The sequence below is a fragment of the Spirochaetota bacterium genome (assembly GCA_026415295.1).
Lineage (GTDB): Bacteria > Spirochaetota > JAAYUW01 > JAAYUW01 > JAOAHJ01 > JAOAHJ01.
In genome coordinates this window covers 23,271-46,170 of record JAOAHJ010000002.1, presented here as the reverse complement: position 1 = coordinate 46,170, position 22,900 = coordinate 23,271, and the positions used below count along the sequence as shown (strand labels likewise).

23 protein-coding genes and 1 tRNA gene are annotated in these 22,900 nt (G+C 22.2%); 7 read left to right on the top strand and 17 right to left on the bottom strand.

The window, feature by feature from the left end; translation table 11 throughout:
• Positions 1 to 19 precede the first annotated feature (19 nt).
• The 6 genes from N3A58_00280 (at position 20) to N3A58_00255 (ending at position 7,612) form a co-directional block, all read left to right on the top strand.
• Positions 20 to 1,591, top strand: a complete 1,572-nt coding sequence (locus tag N3A58_00280) for a UDP-N-acetylmuramoyl-tripeptide--D-alanyl-D-alanine ligase (protein MCX8057836.1) — start codon at positions 20 to 22, stop codon at positions 1,589 to 1,591.
• A 15-nt stretch (positions 1,592 to 1,606) separates the two neighbouring features.
• Positions 1,607 to 2,731: an FtsW/RodA/SpoVE family cell cycle protein gene (locus tag N3A58_00275; GenBank protein ID MCX8057835.1), complete on the top strand. Its 1,125-nt coding sequence runs from the start codon at positions 1,607 to 1,609 to the stop codon at positions 2,729 to 2,731.
• On the top strand, positions 2,721 to 3,515 hold the full coding sequence (locus tag N3A58_00270) for a hypothetical protein (GenBank protein MCX8057834.1): 795 nt from the start codon (positions 2,721 to 2,723) through the stop codon (positions 3,513 to 3,515). Before N3A58_00275 ends, N3A58_00270 begins: the two co-directional genes overlap by 11 nt.
• Entirely contained in the window at positions 3,512 to 4,741 is a 1,230-nt protein-coding gene (ftsA, locus tag N3A58_00265) for a cell division protein FtsA (GenBank protein ID MCX8057833.1), read from the top strand. Before N3A58_00270 ends, ftsA begins: the two co-directional genes overlap by 4 nt.
• Before the next feature lie 158 nt (positions 4,742 to 4,899).
• Positions 4,900 to 6,054: a cell division protein FtsZ gene (gene ftsZ / locus N3A58_00260; GenBank protein MCX8057832.1), complete on the top strand. Its 1,155-nt coding sequence runs from the start codon at positions 4,900 to 4,902 to the stop codon at positions 6,052 to 6,054.
• A 91-nt stretch (positions 6,055 to 6,145) separates the two neighbouring features.
• Complete coding sequence (locus tag N3A58_00255; protein ID MCX8057831.1) at positions 6,146 to 7,612, top strand: hypothetical protein; 1,467 nt, start codon at positions 6,146 to 6,148, stop codon at positions 7,610 to 7,612.
• On the opposite strand, the gene N3A58_00250 is transcribed toward N3A58_00255, so the two are convergent.
• The 12 genes from N3A58_00250 to dtd all read right to left on the bottom strand — a co-directional run bounded on the left by N3A58_00250 (position 7,595) and on the right by dtd (position 17,775).
• The gene (locus N3A58_00250) at positions 7,595 to 8,356 is read right to left on the bottom strand and encodes a hypothetical protein (protein MCX8057830.1); all 762 of its coding nucleotides are present in this window, start codon (positions 8,354 to 8,356) and stop codon (positions 7,595 to 7,597) included. The genes N3A58_00255 and N3A58_00250 overlap by 18 nt on opposite strands.
• Before the next feature lie 24 nt (positions 8,357 to 8,380).
• On the bottom strand, positions 8,381 to 9,955 hold the full coding sequence (locus N3A58_00245) for a M20/M25/M40 family metallo-hydrolase (GenBank protein MCX8057829.1): 1,575 nt from the start codon (positions 9,953 to 9,955) through the stop codon (positions 8,381 to 8,383).
• Positions 9,956 to 10,023: 68 nt separating this feature from the next.
• Positions 10,024 to 10,689 carry a uracil phosphoribosyltransferase gene (gene upp / locus N3A58_00240; GenBank protein ID MCX8057828.1) on the bottom strand — a complete coding sequence of 222 codons (666 nt, stop codon included), beginning with the start codon at positions 10,687 to 10,689 and terminating at the stop codon, positions 10,024 to 10,026.
• On the bottom strand, positions 10,670 to 11,707 hold the full coding sequence (locus tag N3A58_00235; GenBank protein MCX8057827.1) for a CapA family protein: 1,038 nt from the start codon (positions 11,705 to 11,707) through the stop codon (positions 10,670 to 10,672). The genes upp and N3A58_00235 overlap by 20 nt, the downstream gene beginning before the upstream one ends.
• A gap of 47 nt (positions 11,708 to 11,754) precedes the next feature.
• Complete coding sequence (locus tag N3A58_00230; protein MCX8057826.1) at positions 11,755 to 12,066, bottom strand: hypothetical protein; 312 nt, start codon at positions 12,064 to 12,066, stop codon at positions 11,755 to 11,757.
• A gap of 71 nt (positions 12,067 to 12,137) precedes the next feature.
• A complete protein-coding gene (locus tag N3A58_00225) occupies positions 12,138 to 12,584 on the bottom strand; it encodes a PTS sugar transporter subunit IIA (protein MCX8057825.1) in 447 nt (148 codons plus the stop codon).
• Between the two features lie 97 nt (positions 12,585 to 12,681).
• A complete protein-coding gene (locus N3A58_00220) occupies positions 12,682 to 14,052 on the bottom strand; it encodes an aminoacetone oxidase family FAD-binding enzyme (protein ID MCX8057824.1) in 1,371 nt (456 codons plus the stop codon).
• Between the two features lie 36 nt (positions 14,053 to 14,088).
• A complete protein-coding gene (gene rpe, locus N3A58_00215) occupies positions 14,089 to 14,745 on the bottom strand; it encodes a ribulose-phosphate 3-epimerase (GenBank protein ID MCX8057823.1) in 657 nt (218 codons plus the stop codon).
• The gene (locus N3A58_00210) at positions 14,723 to 15,571 is read right to left on the bottom strand and encodes a PASTA domain-containing protein (GenBank protein MCX8057822.1); all 849 of its coding nucleotides are present in this window, start codon (positions 15,569 to 15,571) and stop codon (positions 14,723 to 14,725) included. The genes rpe and N3A58_00210 overlap by 23 nt, the downstream gene beginning before the upstream one ends.
• Positions 15,572 to 15,752: 181 nt before the next feature.
• Entirely contained in the window at positions 15,753 to 16,724 is a 972-nt protein-coding gene (locus N3A58_00205) for a methionyl-tRNA formyltransferase (protein MCX8057821.1), read from the bottom strand.
• A gap of 28 nt (positions 16,725 to 16,752) precedes the next feature.
• Positions 16,753 to 17,277 (bottom strand): peptide deformylase, encoded by a 525-nt coding sequence (gene def, locus N3A58_00200; protein MCX8057820.1) that lies wholly within the window; start codon positions 17,275 to 17,277, stop codon positions 16,753 to 16,755.
• A gap of 42 nt (positions 17,278 to 17,319) precedes the next feature.
• Complete coding sequence (gene dtd, locus N3A58_00195; GenBank protein MCX8057819.1) at positions 17,320 to 17,775, bottom strand: D-aminoacyl-tRNA deacylase; 456 nt, start codon at positions 17,773 to 17,775, stop codon at positions 17,320 to 17,322.
• A gap of 147 nt (positions 17,776 to 17,922) precedes the next feature.
• On the opposite strand from dtd, the gene pepT reads away from it, so the two are divergent.
• Positions 17,923 to 19,164, top strand: coding sequence for a peptidase T (gene pepT, locus N3A58_00190; GenBank protein ID MCX8057818.1), 1,242 nt, complete (start codon positions 17,923 to 17,925; stop codon positions 19,162 to 19,164).
• A gap of 53 nt (positions 19,165 to 19,217) precedes the next feature.
• Here the strand turns inward: pepT and N3A58_00185 are convergent, their stop codons facing one another.
• The 5 genes from N3A58_00185 to N3A58_00165 all read right to left on the bottom strand — a co-directional run bounded on the left by N3A58_00185 (position 19,218) and on the right by N3A58_00165 (position 22,862).
• Complete coding sequence (locus N3A58_00185; GenBank protein ID MCX8057817.1) at positions 19,218 to 19,652, bottom strand: Hsp20/alpha crystallin family protein; 435 nt, start codon at positions 19,650 to 19,652, stop codon at positions 19,218 to 19,220.
• Positions 19,653 to 19,989: 337 nt separating this feature from the next.
• Positions 19,990 to 21,135 carry an AI-2E family transporter gene (locus tag N3A58_00180; GenBank protein MCX8057816.1) on the bottom strand — a complete coding sequence of 382 codons (1,146 nt, stop codon included), beginning with the start codon at positions 21,133 to 21,135 and terminating at the stop codon, positions 19,990 to 19,992.
• Positions 21,136 to 21,199: 64 nt separating this feature from the next.
• A tRNA-Leu gene (locus N3A58_00175) sits at positions 21,200 to 21,281 on the bottom strand.
• A 231-nt stretch (positions 21,282 to 21,512) separates the two neighbouring features.
• Positions 21,513 to 22,235 (bottom strand): cytochrome c biogenesis protein CcdA, encoded by a 723-nt coding sequence (locus N3A58_00170; GenBank protein ID MCX8057815.1) that lies wholly within the window; start codon positions 22,233 to 22,235, stop codon positions 21,513 to 21,515.
• 135 nt (positions 22,236 to 22,370) lie between these two features.
• Entirely contained in the window at positions 22,371 to 22,862 is a 492-nt protein-coding gene (locus N3A58_00165) for a thioredoxin fold domain-containing protein (protein ID MCX8057814.1), read from the bottom strand.
• Positions 22,863 to 22,900: the final 38 nt, after the last annotated feature.

Sequence of the window (22,900 nt, the reverse complement as noted above, 5' to 3'; positions counted from 1 at the left end):
ATTTATTTAGAGGATTTTAATGGTTACAAAACTTTACAATGTCTGTTTAAATCTTGGATTAGAATTTTATGGAGATCAAGATTTTATTATAAAATCAGTATCCACTGATACAAGGAAGATTAAGGATGGAGATTTCTTTATAGGTTTAAAGGGTGAAAAGTTTGATGGCTCAGAATTTATTTTTGAAATCAATAATAGAGTTTCAGGGATTTTAATAAATGATAATTTTTTTCAAAAAAACAGAGAAAAAATTCTAAAAAGTTTTAAAAATATAATAGTTTCAAAAAATCCTAATAGAGATTATTTAAGACTTGCATATTATGATTTTAAAAAAAATATTAAAATATTTGGAATAACTGGTTCTTATGGAAAAACTACTTGCAAGTATTTTCTTTATAAATTGTTATCAAGCAAATATAAAGTTTTAATGAATGAAAAAAACTATAATAATATAATAGGCATAGCTAATACTTTATTTTATTTTGTAAATGAATTAAATATTACTAATGATGTTTCTAAAAATGAAGATTCTATTTACGATTTCCTTATTCTTGAGATAGGAACAAATCATCCTGGTGAAATTCAAGAAATTGTAGATATTATTAGAATTGATTATGCTTTTATTACATGTATAGGTAATACTCATCTTGAATTTTTTAAAAATAAAAAAAATATTTTTGTAGAAAAAGTTTCAATAACAAAAAATTTTGAAAAAGATAATATATTTTTTATTAATATGGATGACAAATTTTTAAAAAAAATATTTAAAGATAAATCTTTTAATTTTAGAAAGATAAAAATAGAAAAAATTAATAGATCAAAATTTAAAATAATAAAAAAACTAGAGGAAATAAATATAATTAAAGAAAAATTCGAAGATTCTTTTTCATCTTTTGTTAAAATAAATAATAATATTGTACGTTTACCTTTTATTGGAGAACATAATATTAAAAATTTTTATTATTGCTATGAAATTGCTAAAACTTTTATAGATGATGAAATGTTGTTAATTGAAAATATTAATAATATAGAGTTACCAGAAGGTAGAGCAAATATAAAGGTTATTAAAAATGAATATTTTAATAACTTAGTTTTTATAGAAGATTGTTATAATTCTAATCCAGATTCTCTTAAGATATTTCTAAATTGGATTTTCAGTAATTATAAGAATTTTTATAAAATAATTGTATTAGGTGATATGCTTGAACTTGGAGAAAAATCTGAAAAATTTCATAAAAAATTTTTATTAGATATTTTATTTAGAAAAAATTCCTTAATTTTTTATGTGGGGGAAATGTTTTTTAAGATATTTATAAAAAATGAAAAAGTTTTCAATAGTTTATCTTTTATAAAAAAGTTTAATTTAGAAAAAAACAAAAAAATTATTATAAAAAATAACAAGATAATTGGTAGCTATTTTGCTTTTTTTAATAAAGTTGATGATTTTATTAATTTTTTTAATATTTTTATTAATGATAATAAGGACTTTTTAAATTTAATAAATAGTGAAAGAATGAAAAAATTATTTTTTATTAAAGGTTCGCATGGTATTAATTTAAAAAAATTTATTACTGAAATATATTTTAATTAATATATTTAATTTTTTATGATACAAAATATAAAAAAAAATGAATATGACTATTCAGTTTTAATACTTATTTTTGTTTTAGTTTCAATAGGTTCATTAATGGTTTATTCTCGAACTCTTTCTAAAGTTTTTCTATTAAAACATGTTGTTATTATTTTTATTGCTAATATTTTAGGGGTAATTATTTTTTTTTATAAAGGATTTTTTAGTTTAATAAAAAAAAATTATATATTAATTTATGTTTTAAATTTTATTTTACTTCTTATTCCAATAATTTTTAAAAATAGCTTTTCTGTAAATAATTCATATAGATGGATAAGAATAGGTTTTTTTTCTTTTCAACCATCAGAATTAGCAAAGCTTACAATTATATTGGTGTTTTCAGTTATAATGAGTGAGAAAAAATCTAGAGTTTTTAACTATGATAAAGAATTTTTATTTCCACTGATTTTAACTTTAATTTATGTTGTTTTAATAATTTTACAAAAAGATTTATCAACAGCTATACTTTTCTCTATGTTTTTAATAGTTTCTTATTTTATAATAGGAGTTCCTTTTTTATATATATTTTATTTGCTTACTTTTGGAACTTGTTTATTTGTAATTTTATCAATATATAGTGGTTATAGGAGTTATAGATTACTTGCTTTTTTTGATCCTTTTAGATATTCTGATGATATTGGCTATCAGGTAATAAAATCTTTTACTGCTATCGTAAGTGGGGGTTTTTCTGGTAAAGGGGTTGGTACAACTATCTTTTCAGGAAACGTTCTTCCTCTTTCTTATTCTGATTTTATTTTTGCTGCAATAAATGAAGAATTAGGATTAATAGGTGGTATTTCTATTATTATAATTTATATTTTAATTTTTTTATCTGGAATTAGAATTGTAAAAAGACAGAAAGATAATTTTTGTTTTTTGATTTCCTTTTTTATTATAGCCTTAATAGTCATTCAGGCAATTTTAAATATTTTTGTTTCAATAGGTCTTTTACCGCCAACAGGACTTACTTTGCCTTTCGTTTCATATGGTGGTAGTTCAAATTTAATTTTTATAATAATGATATGGATATTATTAAAAGTAAATTATTTTTCAAATGAGGAACTAATAGAAATAAAAGAAAAAGATAATTATGAAATATGAAATTAAAGATAATATTTACAAAAGAATTAATTCAAAAGAAAAGTCAAATAAAGAAAAAAAATTAAGTCTATTAAAATTTTTAAAAGTATTTTTTTTAATTACAATAATAATTTTTTTTATTCTATTTTATTTTATTATTATTTATGAAGAAGTAACAGGAAAAAAAATTTTATATCCAGAAAAAATATTGGTTAAAGGTTTAACTGTTAAATCATCTGAGGATTTTATTAAAGAAAATAATTTAGATAGTTTAATTATTATAAATTTTTTTTCTAGAAAGTTGAAAGAAAGCATAAAAAGTTTATATTATGTGAAAGATGTTAAAATAAAGTTTTTTTTTCTAAATAATATATTGATAGAAATATTTGAAAAAGAAAAAAGTTTTATTTTTTACGATGAAAATAATGGAGTTTTTTATTATTTATCATCTGATGGATATATTTTAGAAAAATGTTTATCAATTGATTTATTAAATTATCCAATTGTTACAATAGAAAATGTTATACCAGAAATTGGCAAAAAAATTAACTTGCCTGAATGGTTTTTATTTGTTTCTGAAGATAAGTATTATAGAAAGATAATATCTCAAATTAAGATATTTAAAAATGGAGAAATATATATTTATTTAAATAATATAAATTTTTATACTAAATTTGGAACTTATTTTAATAAAGAAAAGATTGAAAATTTAATTTTAATAAGTAAAATTATTGGAGATAATGATAAAATAAAGTATTTAGATTTATCGATAAGTAACATTGGGAGAATTGTTGAAAAGGAATGATGATGGGTAAACCAAAAATTATAGCTGCTTGTGATATTGGTTCAAGTAAAATTTGTACACTTATAGGTAAATATGATGATCAAGAAGATTCAATATCAATCGTTGGAATAGGTGAGGATGAATCTAAAGGTATTAAAAAGGGGGTTATTGTTAATATTGAAGCAACTACTAAATCTATAAAAAAATCAACTGAAGAAGCTGAAATAATGTCAGGTATTGAAGTTGATTCACTTATTGTTAATATTGGTGGAGATCATCTTTTTGGTATAAATTCTAAAGGTGTTGTTGCAATTACTGGGAAAAATAATGAAGTTTCAGAAGATGATATTGTAAGGGTTATTGAAGCAGCAAGGACTATTGTTGTTCCAAAAGGTAGAGAAATAATACATGTACTTGAACAGGAGTACATCGTTGATAACCAGGACGCTATAAAAAATCCTTTAGGAATGAGTGGGGTTAGACTTGAAGGTTCATGCCACCTTGTTACTGGTTCATCAGCCTTAATTAAAAATTTAAAAAGTGCAATAGCAAGAGCTAATTATAATATAAATGATCTTGTTATATCATCTATAGCTTCAGCTGAAGCTTGTTTAATGGAAGATGAAAAAGAATTGGGGGTATTACTTGTAGATATTGGAGCAGAAACTACAGATATTATTTGTTTTTATAATGGATCTGTATATCATACTTCTGTTATTCCAATGGGTTCATTTAATATTACTAAAGATATTGCAATATTACTAAAAGTTCCTATAAAGGAAGCTGAAAAAATAAAAATTTTTGCAGGATATGCTAATTCTGATGATATTGATGAAACTGAAAAGTTTGAACTCCCACAGATTGGTGCAAGTCCAGCACGACTTGAAAAAAGGAAATACCTTTCTCAAATAATTGAGGAAAGATTAAAAGATATATTTTCTTTGGTAGTAGATCAAATTATTAATAATAACTTAAAAGATTATATAACTGCAGGCATTGTTATTACTGGAGGAGGATCAAAAATTAAAGGTTTGGAAAGTTTTTGTAATAAATTTTTAAATTATCCAGTAAGACTAGGAAAGCCAGTTGGTTTTAAAACAGTAGACAATAGAGTATATGACCCTCAATATTCTGTAGCTTATGGATTGTTAAAATTAGTAAAGTTTGATAAAGAAGATTATAAAAAAGAAGAAAATGGTGGAATATTAAAATCTTTAAAAAAATTTATGGATTTTTTTAAATCTTAGTTTATATTATTAAAAATAATTAGAAATAATTATTTGATATTTATTTTAAATTTTTTAAATTAATTTTTAAATTAGCTAATTTTTAATTTAATTTTAATTAACTTTTTTATTTATATTTTAAATATCCTATATTTCATATATTAAGGGGAGGGGGATTTATGGTTGAGAATTTTAACATTAATGTAGATATTCCAGAGGATCTAAATTATCCAATCCCTGTTATAAAGGTAGTAGGGGTCGGTGGAGCTGGTCAAAATGCTGTAAATCATATGATTAAAGAAAATCTTGAAGATGTTACTTTTATAGCAATTAATACAGACAAACAAGCTCTAAGTAATTCAAAAGCTCAAATAAAGATACAAATTGGAACTAAAGTAACAAAAGGGTTAGGTGCTGGTGCAAATCCTGAACTTGGTGAGAAGGCTGCTGAGGAAGATCAAAATAAAATTAGAGAAGCATTAAAAGGTGCAGATCTTGTTTTTATAACTGCTGGAATGGGTGGAGGTACAGGAACTGGAGCTGCACCAGTAGTTGCTAAAATAGCAAAAGAGATAGGTTGCTTAACTGTTGCTGTTGTTACAAAACCTTTTAAACATGAGGGAAAGAAAAAAATTGAGAAAGCAGAAGAAGGAATAAGAAAATTAAGAAGTTTTGTAGATACATTGATCGTTATTCCTAATGATAGAATTAGCGAATTAACTAGGGCTTCAATAACATTTTTTAATGCATTTGCTTTAGCTGATGATATTTTAAGACATTCTGTACAAGGTTTATCCGATCTTTTAACCAAACATGGTTATATAAATGTAGATTTTCAAGATGTTAAAACAGTTATGAAAGATTCTGGTTATGCACTTATGGGAATAGGTGAAGGTACTGGTGAGAACAGGGTAGTTGAAGCGGTTACAAATGCTATAACAAACAATTTAATAGAAAATGCTACTCTTGATGGAGCCAAATCTGCAATAGTTAATATTGAATGTGGAGATGATTTTCAAATGACTGAATATAATGAAGCAATGAATATGGTTGCTCAAAGAATGGATCCAGATGCTATTATTATTCCAGGGGTTATTAGAAATGAAAAATTTAAAGAAAAGGAGAAAATTAGAATTACAATTATAGCTACAGGCTTTTCAACTCAAAAGGAAGAAATTATATCTCAAGAAATATTAAAGGATAATGTAAAGAAAGTTGTTAATTCAAATACCAATATTTTCCCTTATAATCATGTTGAATTTTTAAAAGGTGTTAATATTGGAGAAGATGATATTCCTTCTTTTATTAAAAATAAAGCAATTAAAAATAATTAGATAAAATAAAAGATTAAAGGAAAATAACTTAAATAAATGTAATAAATTTAATTAGTCAACTTTATTAGATAAGAAATAAAATAAGATTATTGTGAAAAAATATTATAGTAAAAAATTAAAAGTAAACAGTGTAAACTCAAAAAATATTAAAGAAATATTTTTATTAAATAGAGAAAAAAAAGGTGAGAATGTAGCTCTTTTTTTCCCAAATAATTACTATATTGGTTCTACTAATCTTGGTTTTCAGAAGGTATATGAAAAATTAAATCAATGGAATTTTACAGTATCAAGATTTTTTTTTGATAATGATAAAATTTTTTCACCAGATACAGATAAAAGTTTAAAAGATTTCAAAATTATTTTTATTTCAATATCCTATGAGTATGATTTAATTAATATTCTTTTTGCTTTTTATTTAGAAAAAATTACTATTTTGAATGAATTGAGAAATAATGAAAAAGATAATAAATTAGAAATATTTATTGGTGGAGCTTCTGTTTTATTAAATCCATTCATTTTTGGGTTGATTGCTGATTTTGTTTTTATTGGAGAAATTGATGAAATTAAGGATTTGATAGAGTTAAGAAATAGATGTTTAAAGCCTAATGAACTAATTATAGAGCCTTTATATAAAAAATTTTTCTGTTATTATTCTTATATTTTTAATAGAAGAATTATAAGTAAAGATTTTTTTAATCCATCTTATACTTATTATCTTGATTTAAATAATAAGAATTTTTATTTCTTTATTGAATATTCAAGAGGTTGTAAATTTAAATGTAGATTTTGTAACTATTGGTTAAGTTCTAAAAATCATAGAATATTTAATGAACAAGTTTTATTTAATTTAATATCTAAAGCTTGTAAATATAAAAATGATATTGGTATTTTATCTGCTTATCCAATAGAAATAGATTTTTTAAAAAAATTGAGAATAAAATTTCCAAATGTTAATTTTCATTTTTCATCTTTAAGATTAGAAGAAGAAAATCAAAATTTAGAAATATTAATGTACTATAAAGATTTTAAAATAAACACTATTACTTTAGCTCCAGAAACTCCATTTGAAGAAGATAGATTTATATTAGGCAAAAAAATAACAGATAATTTTATTTTTGAAATATTGAGTTTTGCAAAAAAATTTGGATTTAATAGATTCAAGTTTTATTTTATTATTGGAATATTTGAGGATGAGATTAAAAAATTTGAACAATTTATTTTCCAGATAAAAAAAATATTAAAGGGATCATTTATAAAGTTTTCAATCAATCCATATATAATGAAAACTTTTAATTTACTTAAGAGAGATCTTATATTAAAAAAAGATTATCAAATTTTAGTTGATGGTTTAAAAGCAATATTTATTAAAAATGGTATAACTTATGATTTTCTTGATTATGATGAAGCTTTTTTACAGTACAATGTATCTAATGTTAAAAAATTTTATAGCATAAGTAATATTATTAAGGAGAAAATGTTTTTTGTTTGTGAAAAAATAAAAAACAATGAAAATATAAGTAAGAAAAATATTAAAGATATTTTACTCTTCAATCCATAAAAGTATTAAAAATTCATCATCAGGTTTAATGTCAATAATTTTTCTATTTTTTGTTTTTATATCTAGCATGTAATTGTTAAAAGAGTAGTTTTGCATTAATACCCAATCTATAGCCCAATTTTTTATTTTTAAATCAGAATGAGTTTTAGTAAAAAGCAAATAAAAATTTTGTTTATCAGAGGAAAAACCGTTTATTATATATCCTCTTTTTATATAGTCGTTAATATTTTTAGAGATAATCTTAAATGATTCTTCTTTTTTATTAATATCATATGGGTATATACCAATATTAAATGAATTTATTGCAGGTTGGTCTTTAAATTTAATAAATAAAACCATAAATAAAAAATCAGAGTATGAAATATTTATAGGAAAAAATCCATTTTCTATATTTTTTTTTAGAAGTTCTATAATATTCTTTTTGTTTGGTTCTGTGGATTCAATTTTCCATTCTAAAATTTCTTTAATCTTATATGGAAAAAGTTTTGTAAATAAAATAGTAAGGTTTAAACCATCAAAGTCTATTCCAGAAGGGAAAAAACCATTTTTTATTTTGATATCTATTTTTTTTTCAGATTCATCTTGTGTTTGCATTGAAAAAATTTCATAGAACCAATCTTTTGTTTCCCCTAAAACAATATAAAAGTTAGAAAAATAAATATTTTTGAAATTTATGATATTGCTAAAAACAAAAAGTATAATAATTAAAAATAAAATAAATAGATTTTTATCTTTTTTTTTCAAAAATTTCTCCAGAAAAAATTTTTTTTAATTAAAAAAATTTTTCCAATTACTAAATAATTTATTTATAAATTTTAAAGTTCTCTCTATAGAACTTATTGATACTTTTTCTTGAGGTGAATGTGGGGAATGCAGCTCTACACCACAAGAAATAACCTCTAAATTTTTATATTTTGATTTTAATATTCCACATTCAAGTCCCGCATGTATAACATCTACTTTTGGGTATTCAGAAAAACACTCTTTATATGATTCTTTACAGAAATAAAGAAATTTTGAATCTATATCAGGTGTCCAGGATGGATAACCATTTCCGATTTCAATATTAAAATTCAATATTTCTGATAGTGATTTTATCTTGGAAATAGCCCAAGCCATTACAGAATCATTTGATGATCTATAACTTAAAAGTAAATCAAAGGAAGATTCATTGAAGTTTGTATTTATTTTTGCAAAATTATTTGAAGATTCAACAAGATTTGGTATTTGAGATGACATAGTAAAAACCCCATGAGGAATTAAATTTAATAAATTAATAATTTTTTTTGTTTCTTGAAAATCTATAAAAAATAGTTCTTCAACTTTATTTTTATCTATCCTGTCATTTATCTTTTCAAATAGGATTTTTATATTTGGTTCATCAAATTTTATCTCAGAAATTAAAAGTTCTGAGAATATTTTTATTTTTTCAAGAAATTCTTTTTCATAAATTTCAGGAATAACTATTGTTGCTTTAGAACTTCTAGGAATAGCATTGTGGGCTTGTCCACCAAATATAGATACTAAGCATAATAGAATATTACTTTCTAATAAATAATTTAATAATCTAATCAAAATTATTATAGCATTTCCTCTTTTTTTATTAATATCAAGACCTGAGTGCCCACCAATTAAACCATCTATATTTAATTCAAAAATAGAAAAATTTAAATTTTTGTTATTTTGAAGTTGAGTTTCACTATTTTTAAAGTTATAATTAGAAATAAATTTTCTAATTGAATTTTCTAAATTATTATTAGTTAATTTTGAAAAATATGTTTTAATTTTAACTTTAACATCTTTCCCTCCAGCACAACCAATTATAAAAGTTTTGTCACTGTCGGTATCAATATTAAGCATATAATTGTATGATAGAAAATCTTCTGATAACATTTTAGCTCCAGTTAAACCAGTCTCTTCATCTACAGTAAATAAAAGTTCTAAAGGAGGGTGTGGTAAATTTTTCATTTTAGCATAAGATAATGCTATAGACATTCCAATACCATCATCAGCCCCTAAAGTAGTCCCTTTTGCTTTTAAAAAATCACCTTCAAAAATTAATTCTATAGGGTCTTTATTAAAATCATGTACTATATCATTGTCCTTTTCACAAACCATATCCATATGTGTTTGAATGATTATTCCGGGAAGATTTTCATAACCATTAGTTGGTGGAATTTTTATTAAAACATTATTATGATTATCTATCTTGTATTCAAGATTATTTTCTAAAGCAAAGTTGATAAGGTATTTTGCTATTCTTTCTTCATTTTTAGAACATCTTGGGATTTTAGAAATTTGAGAAAAAATATTAAGTACCTCATTTAATTGTTCATTATTCATATAATTCTCCATTTATAAAAATATTTATTTTTTATTCCTGCTTAAAAATTAACTAAAAAGATAATATCTCAAATTGTTCCATATAATCTATCACCCATATCACCAAGACCTGGTAAAATATATTTTTTAAAATTTAATTCTCTATCAAGACTTGCAGTAAATATCTGGACTTCAGGGTGATTTTTATTTATTAAAGATACTCCTTCAGGAGCAGAAACTATAGCAAGCATAATAATTTTTTTTGGTTTTTCAGATTTTATTAAATTTATTGCATATGAAGCTGATCCACCAGTAGCAAGCATTGGATCAAGTAAAAAAACTACTTTATTTTTAATGTCAGGGAGTTTATAATAATATTCATGAGGTATTGCTGTTTCATGGTCTCTTTGTATTCCTACATAACCAACAGAGACTTCAGGGAATAAGTCACATATTGGATCTATCATTCCAAGGCCAGCTCTTAAAATAGGAATTGCTACTATTTGCTCATTAATTATATAGCCTTCAAAAGATTCTAATGGTGTTTCTCTTATGCTTTTTTGTAATGATAGCTCATATGATGCAAAAATTGATAACAGGGTTGTTATCTTTTTTGTGATTGTTCTAAATAAAGCAGGTTTGGTGTTTTTATCCCTTAAATGTGTAAGTAAATGTTTCATTAAGGGGTGATTTACAATATATAGATTATCAAATTTTTCATCTTTTAATAAAAAATTAAAATTCTCCATTTTCATTTATTTTAACTCCATTTTCTCCAAAATCAATTTTGGAAAGATTATTTATTATTTTTATTGCTTCTTTATTTTTATCATAGTATGGTATCCCTTTATTTAGTAAAATGAATGGAATAATTTGACCTTTTAAAAAGTTTTTATTTTTGTCATAATATACTTTTAAGATACATGAAATATTTCGAGGATATTTCATTGAAAACATACCGTAAGTGCAAAAATTTCCAAGGGAATAAGCAATTAATTTTCCTTTATAAAATTCCATTCCTCTTAAAACATGAGGTCCATGACCTACAACTATGTCAGCACCATTGTCTATAGCTATTCTTGCAAATTGATAAACATTTCCTCTTGGACTCCCTAAAAAATATTCCATTTCATTTTTAACTCTTTGTGCGGATTCTCCTTCAGATCCACCATGAAAATAGACAACTAATAAATCAACTTTATTTTTACATTCCTTTATAAAATTTTTAGTATTATTAAGATCAAGTATATTATTATGGTGAGAAAACCATGAAAAACCTATAAAACCAAATTTTAATCCTTTTTTTTCAATAATTTCAATATTTCCTTTTTCTCCTATTACAATGAATCCAGCTTTTTTTAAATTTTCAATTGTATCTATATAACCTTTATTTCCAAAATCAAAAGAGTGGTTGTTTGCAATGCTAAGTATATGAAAATTAGCTTCTTTTAAATAATTTATATATCTTAAAGGCATTCTAAAAGCGTAATTATTAGGTTTTGAGACATCTTTTGTCGATGTTTTTTGCTCAGTAAATGTTCCTTCACAATTTCCTAAAATAAAATCTGTATCAAAAAATGGTTTTGCATCATTAAATAAATCTTTTCCATCATTTGGAGGAAGAATATCTGAAGGATAGGTAGTTCCCATCATAATATCACCTACAAAAGATAGAGAAATGGTTTCCTGTGAATTTAAATTTAAGTTTAAAATTGTTATTAAAAATAATAATAAAAATAATTTTAAATAATTTTGATAGTAATGAATTTTCAATTTTAAACTCCTTAAATTAAATTTTTAAATTATTAAAAAAAATAAAATTAAAATGAATTAACTTCAAAATAAAAAATATTAAATATTGAGTTTTCACTGTTAATTACGCCGCTTTCTTGTAATAATTTTAGAAAATTATTTAGATTCTCTTTGTTTTCAGTAAATCCTATAAATAAACCTGAATCATTATCTATATTTGTGTTAAATAAACCAGAGAATAAGGGTAGTTTTAATTGGAGTAGTTTATTAATATTTATAGATTCTATAAATAAAGTAGAGTTTAAACTAGATGAAGTTAATGCTAAAGCTATATCTTCTTTATAATTTAAGTCTTTTAAGAAAATATAATAAATAAGCATAAATATTCCTTTATATTTTTAATATAAAAATATTAATTTTCTATAAAAGGTATTTTGTTTTTGTAGTGATATTAAAATCTATAAAAAAATGAATAAATTTCATCTAAATTTTTAGAATTTAGTAAAGCTTTTCTTTCTTTAAAATTTCTTATAATCAATATAAGTTTTGATAAAATTTGTAAATAAAGATTGTGATTTTCTGGGCCAGCAATAAGAAAAATTACTTTAACAGGTTTATTGTCAATAGAGTTCCAATCTACAGGTTTTTCAAGGATGAAAATAGATATAAAAAATTCTTCTACTATATTATTTTTAATATGAGGAACAGCAAAGCCCATTCCTATACCAGTACTAACAATTTTTTCTCTTTCTAAGATTAAATTTTTAAATATTTCAATGTTTTTTATATATTTATTATTTTTTACTTTTTCAAATATTTCATCAAATATCTCTAATTTTGAATTTTTATCTATGAAAAAGATATTTTCTTTACTTATATAGTTTGATAATTTTATCATTAATATTTCCTTTAATTTTTTTAAATTTATTTTTATTAAAAGTAACTATTTAATTTAAAATTTCAATATTTTAAATAATTATAAAATAATAGGTTTTTTAACTAAGATTTTGATTTATAATTCTTTGTTCTATCTCTTTGAATGCCACATAAGCAGTAGTCCAGCAATTTTGCAGATTGTAGCCACCTGTTAAACCATCTATATTGAGAATTTCACCTATAGCAAAAAGTTGAGGGTAATTTTTAAAATACATTCCATTAGAATAGATCTGTTTTAGCTCTATACCTCCCGCAGTCACAAATTCAGACTGAATGTTAGATTTGTTAATTATAGATATTCTAAAATCGCAAATAAATAGTAAAAATTTTTTTAAAACAAGATCATTTAAAAAATATTTTGCTTTTATTTTTTTGGGGTCCTCTATTTTAAATTTTTCTTTTTTGCAAAATAAAATTAAGATATTTTCAAATAACTTTGAAGGTAAATTAAATAGAATATAACAGTTTTTAAAAAGTTTATCTTTAATAGGTGATAATTTTTCTTTATATAATTTTATTAATGAATTTATATCTTTCTCATTTTTCATTAAAGTGTTTATTAAATTAATTGAAAGTTTAAATTTAAATTTATTGTCTTTAATATAGTATGCGGCTATAGATGAAAGATGAAGAATAGCAGGGCCAGATATTCCTTTATGTGTAAACAAAATATCTCCAGTAGTTTTAAAATTTGTGCCTATTATTCTTATGCTAACATTTTTTAAACTTATTCCTTGACATTTTTTAATTATATTGTCATTATCTTCAGTTTCAAAACCGTATAAAGCAGGTGCTATTTTAGATATTTCTATATCTATATTTTTAATTTTTGGAGGTTCATTTTCTAAGATGCCACCTGTAGCTAAAATTAAAAAATTTGAAAAAACAGTAATTATTTTTTTTGAATTTTTACTCTCTATTTCAATTTTAAAATTTTTTTTTAAATTGTTTATATATTCTATAAAAATTGGTTTTGATTCTGTTAAAAAAGTAAATTTATTTGATTTTTTTATTTGACTTAGAAATAAATTTAATATTTCATTTGAATTTTTAGATAAAGGAAAACATTTTCCATTTTTTTCAACACTTGTTTTTATTCCATTTTCTTCAATTAATTTAATAAAATCAAAGTTGGTAAATTTATAAAATATTTTTTTAAAAAAATATTTTCCTCTTGGATAGTTTTTTATAAATGTTTCTTCATTAGATATGTTGGTAAAATTACATGCCCCTTTTCCAGAAATTAAAAGTTTTTTACCAATTATTTTTTCTTTTTCAATAATTAGAATGTTTAAATTTTTATATTCGCCTTTATTAAGGAGATTTTTTGCAAGTAGAAATGATAAGAAAAGAGAAGCAGGACCAGCACCTAAAATAACAATTTCATAAAAATCATTTATTTTAAATATTTTATTAATATCATTTTCCATTTTGTTTTTTGTTAAATTAAATGATTTTGAGAAAAATTATTTAAAAAAATTTGCTCCCATTACTAAAAGATCTGCACCATTATCTAAAATTTGGTAACAATTATTAAAATTAATTCCACCATCAACTTGAATAATATAGTTGAGATTATTTTTAATTTTAAAATCATAAGCTTTTTTTATCTTTGGCATAACTTCATCTATAAATTTTTGACCTGAAAATCCTGGCTCTACACTCATTATTAAAATTAGATCTATTTTATGAAGAAGATCACTTTCTTTTAAAAAATTTATCAATTCTTCAAATGAAGTTTTAGGTTTTATAGAAATTCCCGCTTTTACTTTACTTAATTTTATCTGATTTATAAGCTCAACAATATTTTTTTTTATTTCATAATGAATTGTTATATATGATATTGATGGGTTCATAAATTTTGGAATAAATTTTTCTGGGTTTTCTATCATTAGATGGGCATCAAAATTAAAATAATTATAAGATAAAATATCTTCACAAATTTTAGGACCGAATGAGATATTTGGAACAAAATGACCATCCATTATATCAAGATGTATCAATTTAACACCTTTATACTTTGCATAATTTAGGGATTCTTTTAAATTTAGAAAATTTGCTGCAAAAATAGAGGGACAAATTTTAGAAAAATCTATCTCTTTACTCTTTTCTTTTTCCAACATATATTGTCAATTCAGTGTTTGGTTTAATTATTTCTCCAGGAGAAATACTTTGTTGTATTACAACATCAAATTCTTCAGGATTTTCAGTTTGGATATATTCTATTTTTAGAAATATACCATTTTCTTTAGCTTTTAATGTAGCTTGATCAATTGTTAAGCCAATAAATGATGGTATAGCAATATCATTATTTACAGGACCTTTGGAAACAGTCAAAATGACTTCATTTACAAGAATTAAATCAGTTCCTGGAGCAGGTTGTTGTGAAACTATAAATCCTTTTTCAACAGTATCTGAAAATTGATAATTAATTTCTTTTATAACTATGTTTTTTTTTGTAATACTAGAAATTTCATTTAACTTTTTTTCAGCATAAAATATACTTTTACCTGTGAAATCTTCAAGAGTTTTAACATAAGGACCAACAGAAACAAGCAATCTTACAAATCTTTTATTTCTTATAATTTTTCCTGGTTGAGGATCTTGAGAAATAACATAACCATATGATTCTACTGAATAAATAGATTCAATTTTGGGATATAAATCATATTTTTGTAATTCTAAAATAGCTTCAACTAAAAATTTTTTTTCTAAAGATGGTACTTTAACAAAATCAAATTTTTTAACCCATAAAAGATATGCAATATTTGCTAATATTAAAGAAATTATTATTATTATAACTGTTGTAAACCAAAATAGTTTCCAGTTTAAATTATTGAAAAAATCATTTAATTTCAATAATGATTCTTTTATAAAATACTTTATCTTTAATAGAATATGATTAATCTTATTTATTATTTTTTCTTTATTGAATTTTATAAATTTCATAGATTTATTCCTCAAGTTAAAAATAACATTAAAATAAAAAATTTAAATCATTTTATATGAATTTCTTAAATTTTAAAAAAAATCTAAGAATTCTCAATTTAATTTTTATTAAATATCATTTTGGTTAATAAAAACTAATAATTTAAATCTGGCTAGAAAAAAAATTTTTTATTTCCAAAGTTTAAGAGTTGAAAATTTCTCCAGGTGTTAAGATCTTAGAACCTAATAAAAATTCAGAAATTGTTAAGGGTTTTTTACCTGCACGTTGTAAATGAGAAATTAATAATGTATTTTTTTTACATTTTATAAATAATACTTTCAAATTTTGATTCTTTTCTAAATTTAAATTTTCTATTTTAATTATTTGTCCTGGTACTCCATCATAATCTTTTTCTTCATAAGAAGAATTTAAAAATATTATTTCTTCTTCCTTTAATCTTACTTTAACTTTAGGCCATTTAGAAAAAGCATTTATTTTACCAGAAATTATTTTTGCATCCATTTCAAAATTTATCTTTGAATCTTCTTTAGTTATTTTTTTAGTATATGTGGCTTCATTATGATTTTGAGGAACAGCTTTAATAAATGATATATTATAAAAGAAGTAAGATAATGCTTCAACAGATATATGTTTTAATCTGTTATATAATAGGTTAAAATTTTCAAAAGGTAAAATTTCTGTTTTTATTATATATAGAATATCTCCTGCATCACAATCTTTTGTCATCTTTTGTAATGTAACTCCTGTTATCTTTTCATTATTTAGAAGAGTATATTGTATTGGAGATGGTCCTCTATAATGTGGAAGTATTGATGGATGTATATTTATAAAGTAATTTTTTGAAATCTTAAAAATTTCTTCGTCTAAAATAAAAGCAAAATCAACAACTATTCCAAAATCTATTTTTTTATCTTTTTGAAAATATTCTTCTAAACTTTCTTTAATTTCTTTTCTTTTTTCAATATATATAACTTTTATTTTATTTTCTATTGCTTTATTTACAAATGGTAAATTTTCGATTTTATAACCTCTACCTTTAGGTTTTGGTTTTGTTGTCAATACAAATTCTATGTTATGGTTTTTTAATAAGTAGTTAAATACTTCTTCGCCAAATTCTGATGTTGAAAAGAAACCTATTTTATATTTTTTCATTTAAATATCCTTAAGATATAAAAAATTATTAATATGGTGAACTTTTATTATTATTATATTTTTCATTAATATTTTTAAGAATTGGTTCTAACTTTTTTTGTTCTTCTAATGGTAATCTCTCAAAAAAAAATATTCCATTTAAATGATCTATTTCATGTTGTAATACTCTTGCAAGAAGTCCGGATGCTTTAATTTGATATTTTTTCCCTGAAAAAAGTTCATATTCTACAATTATGTACTCGGGTCTTTTTATTTTTAAATAAAGATCAGGAAAAGATAAGCAACCTTCTTCAAATATGGTTTCTTCTTTAGAATATTCTATTATTTTTGGATTGATAAGACATATATCTTTATTAAAAGGTTCAATTGGAGTTAAAGCTATTATTGCTAAATTTAAACCAAGTTGATTTGCAGCAATTGCTATTCCATTATATAAATAATTAGCTTCCTGCATAGATTTACATATTTTAATAATTTCTTCATCAATTTTTTTTACTTGTTCTATTTTTTGTTTTAATAAAGGATTGTTGTAATATATGAGTTTTAAATCCAATTAATTCCCCCATAAACTAAAATTTTTAAAAATTAAATAAATTTAATTATATAATCTTTTTTTTGAATCAATAATAAATGTTACTGGACCATTGTTTTCAATTTGAATCTGCATATATTCTCCAAAAATTCCTGTTTTAAAAGAGGTAAAATGGTTATTTAGTAGTGCTAAAAATTTCTCAAATTCAATTTTGGCAGCTTGTGGTGGCATTGCATTATCGAAAGAAGGTCTATTTCCTTTATTAATGTTTCCAGCAAGTGTAAATTGTGAAATTACCATGATTTCGCCATTTATATCTTGTATTGATTTATCAAATTTGTTTTCATCATTTTCAAACACTCTTAAATTTAGTAATTTTTTGATACAAAACTCATAATCATTTAAATTATCATCTTTTTCTATTGAAACCAATGCTAGGAGTCCTTTTTTAATTTCAGAATAGACTTTATCTTTTATTATACATTTAGCAAAATTTACCCTTTGTATAACAATAATCATAATTTTACCTTTTTATAATACTATAATAATATTTTTGTTAAAAATTTATTTTTTGTTATATTTATTAAAATTTTTCCTAATAAATACATAAATTATAAAAATTTAAAGTAGTTTTACAATTTAAATTATAATGATATGAGGGTAAAAATGGGGATTTTAAATTCAAAATATAGGGAGTATTTAGTTAATAATTTTATTGAATTTGTTAAAATAAATACTGAATCTTCTGAAAATACAAAAACTAATCCATCAACTAAAAATCAATTTGAACTTGCTTATTTATTAAAGGAAAAATTAGAGTCCTTAGGGCTTGAAGATGTTGAAGTTAGTGAATATTGTTATGTTTATGCAAAATTAAGGTCAAATTGTAATTCTAAATTTAAAATAGCTTTTCTTGCTCATATGGATACTTCACCTGCTGTTTCAGGAGAAAATGTTGTTCCTAAAATAATTGAAAATTATGATGGTGAAGATATTATATTAAATGATTCAAGCATTAAAATAACTTCAAAAGATTCTAAGATTTTAAAAAAATATAAAAATAGAACTATAATTACAGCTTCAGGTAAAACTTTACTCGGAGCAGATGATAAAGCTGGAATAGCAGAAATATTAACAGGGTTAAAAATACTTAAAGAAAATCCAGATATAAAACATCCTGAGATAAGAATAATTTTTACACCAGATGAAGAGATTGGAGAAGGGACTTTAAAAATTGATAAAACTAAGCTTGGAGATTTTGGGTATACCTTTGATGGAGGAGAAGAGGGTAGTATTGAAGATGAATGTTTTGATGCATATAGTATCAAAATTTCTTTTAAGGGCTTAAATGTTCATCCAGGAGAGGCAAAAGGTAAAATGATTAATGCTTTAAGGCTTTTAACAAAATATTTAAGCAAAATTCCAGAAAGAGAAACACCTGAAAAAACTGATAAAAAAAATGGATTTTATCATTTAACTCATATTAAAGGAGATGAGTCTTTTTCTTCATGTTCATTGATTATTAGAGATTTTAATGAAAGAAAAAACAAAAAAAGAATAAAGAAGTTAGAGAAAATGAAGAAAATATTTGAAAATAAATACAAAGGTTTAATTATCGATATAGAGATAAAAAAACAATATAGAAATATGAAAGAAATTTTATCAAAGTATCCAGAAGTTGTTGATATTGCAATAAAAGCTATAAAAATGGCAGGATTAAAACCAATAAAGAGGGGTATAAGAGGCGGTACTGATGGAGCTAGGTTAACCTTTGAAGGTATGCCAACTCCAAATATATTTACTGGGGGAATATTATATCATTCTATAAAAGAATGGATTTCTGTTGAATCAATGGAGTATGCTGTATTAACTTTTATAAATATTTGTAAATTATGGTCTGAAAAATAAAAAGGCTACCTTTTTAAAGGTAGCCCTTTTATTATAAGATGTTATTCATAGTACTATTTTATTTTTAATGTTAATTTTTTAGGTTTTTTCTCTTCCTTCTTTGGTAATGTTATTTCTAAAACCCCATTATTATAGGTAGCTTCAGCTTTTTCAGTATCGATATAATCTGGGAGACTTATTGTTCTTTCAAACTTACCTTCCCATCTTTCTTTTCTAAAACATTCCTTTTTCTTTTCCTCTTTTTCTACTTTTTTTTCTCCCCTAAGAGTTAGCATTCCATCTTTTAATTCGATTTCAATATCATCTTTTGTAAGTCCTGGAATATCAGCTTTTATGTAAAAATTGTTTTCATCCTGTTCAATATCAATTGCAGGGGCATTTAATTTTATTGGAGAATCGTAATCCCAATTGAAGAATTTATCAATTTCATTTTTTAAATCTTCAAGTTCTTTAAAAGGTGACCAAAAAATTAAATCTCTTTTTGCCATAGTCTACCTCCTTTAATTTTTATTCATTTTAACATTAGCAAATAATATGCCATAAATTTTATATTTATAGTTTAATTAAAAATAAATTTCAAATTTTAATTAAGGTTTATAAAACTGATAATTATTAGAAACCTGTAGATTAAATATAAAGAATTAATTATTTTTATTATTTTTTAAATAAATAATGTGTATAATAAAAACACAGCAGTATAATAAAATCTTATCTTTAGTAAACAAATTTTTTATAATTTTAAAAATTTAATTTTTATATAAATTTATGCGTATATATATGATACATGTGTATATATAGAATTGGTGTTTAAATTTAGTATAATTATTAATTTTGATTTGTATGTTTTAATTCTAAAAAAATATCAAGAACTGTAAAAAAGAGTATATATATAAAAGGTCCAAGAATTATTCCAGATAAACCAAAAGTGTAAATTCCACCTAACATTGCTAAAAAAATAAGAAAAGGATGAAGGTTTAATGTTATTCTTAAAAGAATAGGCCTTAGTATATAATCTAGAATGGTTACAAAAATTAAACATGAAATAGCAAGCAAAATACCATCTTTTGCCTGTCCTGATATAAAAATTTTTGAAAGGCTTAAAGGGATCCAAACCCCTGCATTTCCAAAAATTGGTATAAAAGTAGATAAAAATACTAAAAAACCCCATATAAGGTAATTATTTATTTTGAATATGTAAAATATTAAAGTTGCAATTGAAGCTTGTAATAAAGAAACCAATATATAACCATTAACTATTGCTTTTGATACTTCCTTAAACTTTTTAACAAAAATTTCTATATAATCTTTTTTAATTGGAATAGAAGATATGAAAATATTTTTTAAATATTCGCCATCTATTAAAAAAAAGTATAAAGTAAAAATTATAAAAAATATATTAACTATAATTTTTATTAAACTATTAAATATCTTTGTTGTATTTTCAAAGACAGTTATTGAAAATTTTTGAATAAGGTTAGTCAATTCATATTTTAAATTTAAAGTTTTTAAATTAATAAGTCCATTACTAATTTCATATAAAAAATCAACAAAATTTTCATAATATTCTATTGAAAATAGTTTTGGATTTTTATTGATAAAATTTAGTAAATCTTTTCCAATGTTTAGAAGTTGCTTACTAAAACTTGAGAAAAAATAGAAAGATGGAATAACTATTAATAAAAAAACAGCAGCACAAAATATAAAACCAAGTATACATTTTACTATAAAATAGATTTTAGAATTAAATTTTTCAAATTTTCGATTTTTTATTATTAATTTATTTAATAAATTTTTAATTATTGATAATATATAATTAAAAATAGGACTTATTAATATAGATAAAACAGTGCTCCAAATAATAATAAAAAAAAATGGTCTTAATAAAATTATTATAAAAATAAATATAAGTATAAAAAGTATGAAAAAAAGTATGTTTTCAATGGATAAAAATCCAGATTTCTGTTTTTCCATTTTTAATTAATTAAATTTCTATTTAATAAAAATCAAATATGTAAAATTATTTAAAATAAAAAAATGCAGCAGGCGGGAGTTGAACCCGCACGGGAGTTACCCGCTAGCCCCTCAAGCTAGTGTGTCTGCCATTCCACCACTGCTGCATAGAAATTTTTATTTCTTATAATTTATTTTAAAAATAATTCTATATTTTGTTGTAATAAAAATCTAATAAAAATTTCTTTATTGTCAAGACTAATTTATTGAATAATTTATTATTAAATAATTAAATTAATTTTAATTCAAATATTTTTAGAAAATTATTTAAATTAAATAAAATAAAAAAAATATTCTTAAGATTTTTGTAGTGTACATTAAAATTTAATAAAAAAATTTTAAAAATTTTTAATAAAAAAGAGTATCCCGTAAATAATAATAATTATAGACGATATTATTTTAATAGCAGGAATAAATTTATTTAATTTTTTTATTGAATTGATAGAAAAATAAAAAATTATTCCTGCAATTAAAAACATTAATAAAAAAGAGAAAGAGAAAGTTAGAAGGAGAAGGACCCCTTTTGTTAAAGAGTTAAGAGAAGAAGCAATTATAAGTATTGAAGCTAATATAGGTCCTATGCATGGAGACCATCCAAAAGCAAAAGTTACTCCAAATATAAAAGGAAAAAAAAGGCCTCTACTTTCCTTTTTAATATAAATCCTTTTTTCAAAATTTAGTTGTTTTATTTTTATAATTCCAGATAAAAATAGTCCAAGGATAATTATAATAATAGAGGTTATTATAGAATAAATCTTTTTATATTTTATTAAAATTTTTCCTATTATAGTTGAAGAAGCTCCAAGTAAGGTAAAAATTAATGTAAATCCAATTCCAAAAGAAATTATTGGTAAAATTAAATTACTAAATAAAATTTTTAAATTTATGTTTTTTTTTAATTCTATCTTATTATTTTGATGAATATTTTCAAAGGAACTATTTGAAATCATTGCAATAAATGATGGTAGTAGAGGATATGTACAAGGGGAAAAAAAAGCTAATATACCAGAAATAAAAGCTAAAGCAAAATTTACATCAACTATATTACCGATTCCATTCATTAATAAAATTTTATTAAAATGATTATATTAAAAAAATAAATTTTTCTTTAAGAATTAAAATATTTTAGTTATAATTAATTTATAATATTAATTAACTTGGGTTAATTCTAATATAATAAAAAATTTTTAAATTCTTTATTGATTAGATTTTTTAAAATCATTAAAATTCATTTTTTCATAAGACCTTGTGTTAATGTATTTAAGAATAAGCAAAAAATTAGGATATTCAATATATCCAGGAATATTATATAAAACTTCACCGTTAGGTTTAAGAAAAATTGATGTAGGCACACCCTGAATCATATATTGACTAGCTAAAGAGTTTCCTGTTTTATTTAGTATTCCAGATGCAATTGAGTTGGAATTAGCATTAATAGAAACAGAATGAAAATTTTCATTTAAATAATTAATAACTTCTTTATTTGACAGAGTAATATTTTTCATTTTATTGCAATAGGGACAAGATTCTGTCCAAAAATAGAGAAAAATAAATTTGTTTGTTTTTTTTGATAAATTTAATGCATCATCATATGATATCCAATTTATTTCTGAATTTGGGAATAAAATCATTGAAAAAATAAAAAGAAAAAAAATAAAAATAACAAAATAACTTTTAATTTTCTCCATAATTATTTATCTCATCATTTTTTATGAATATAATAAAT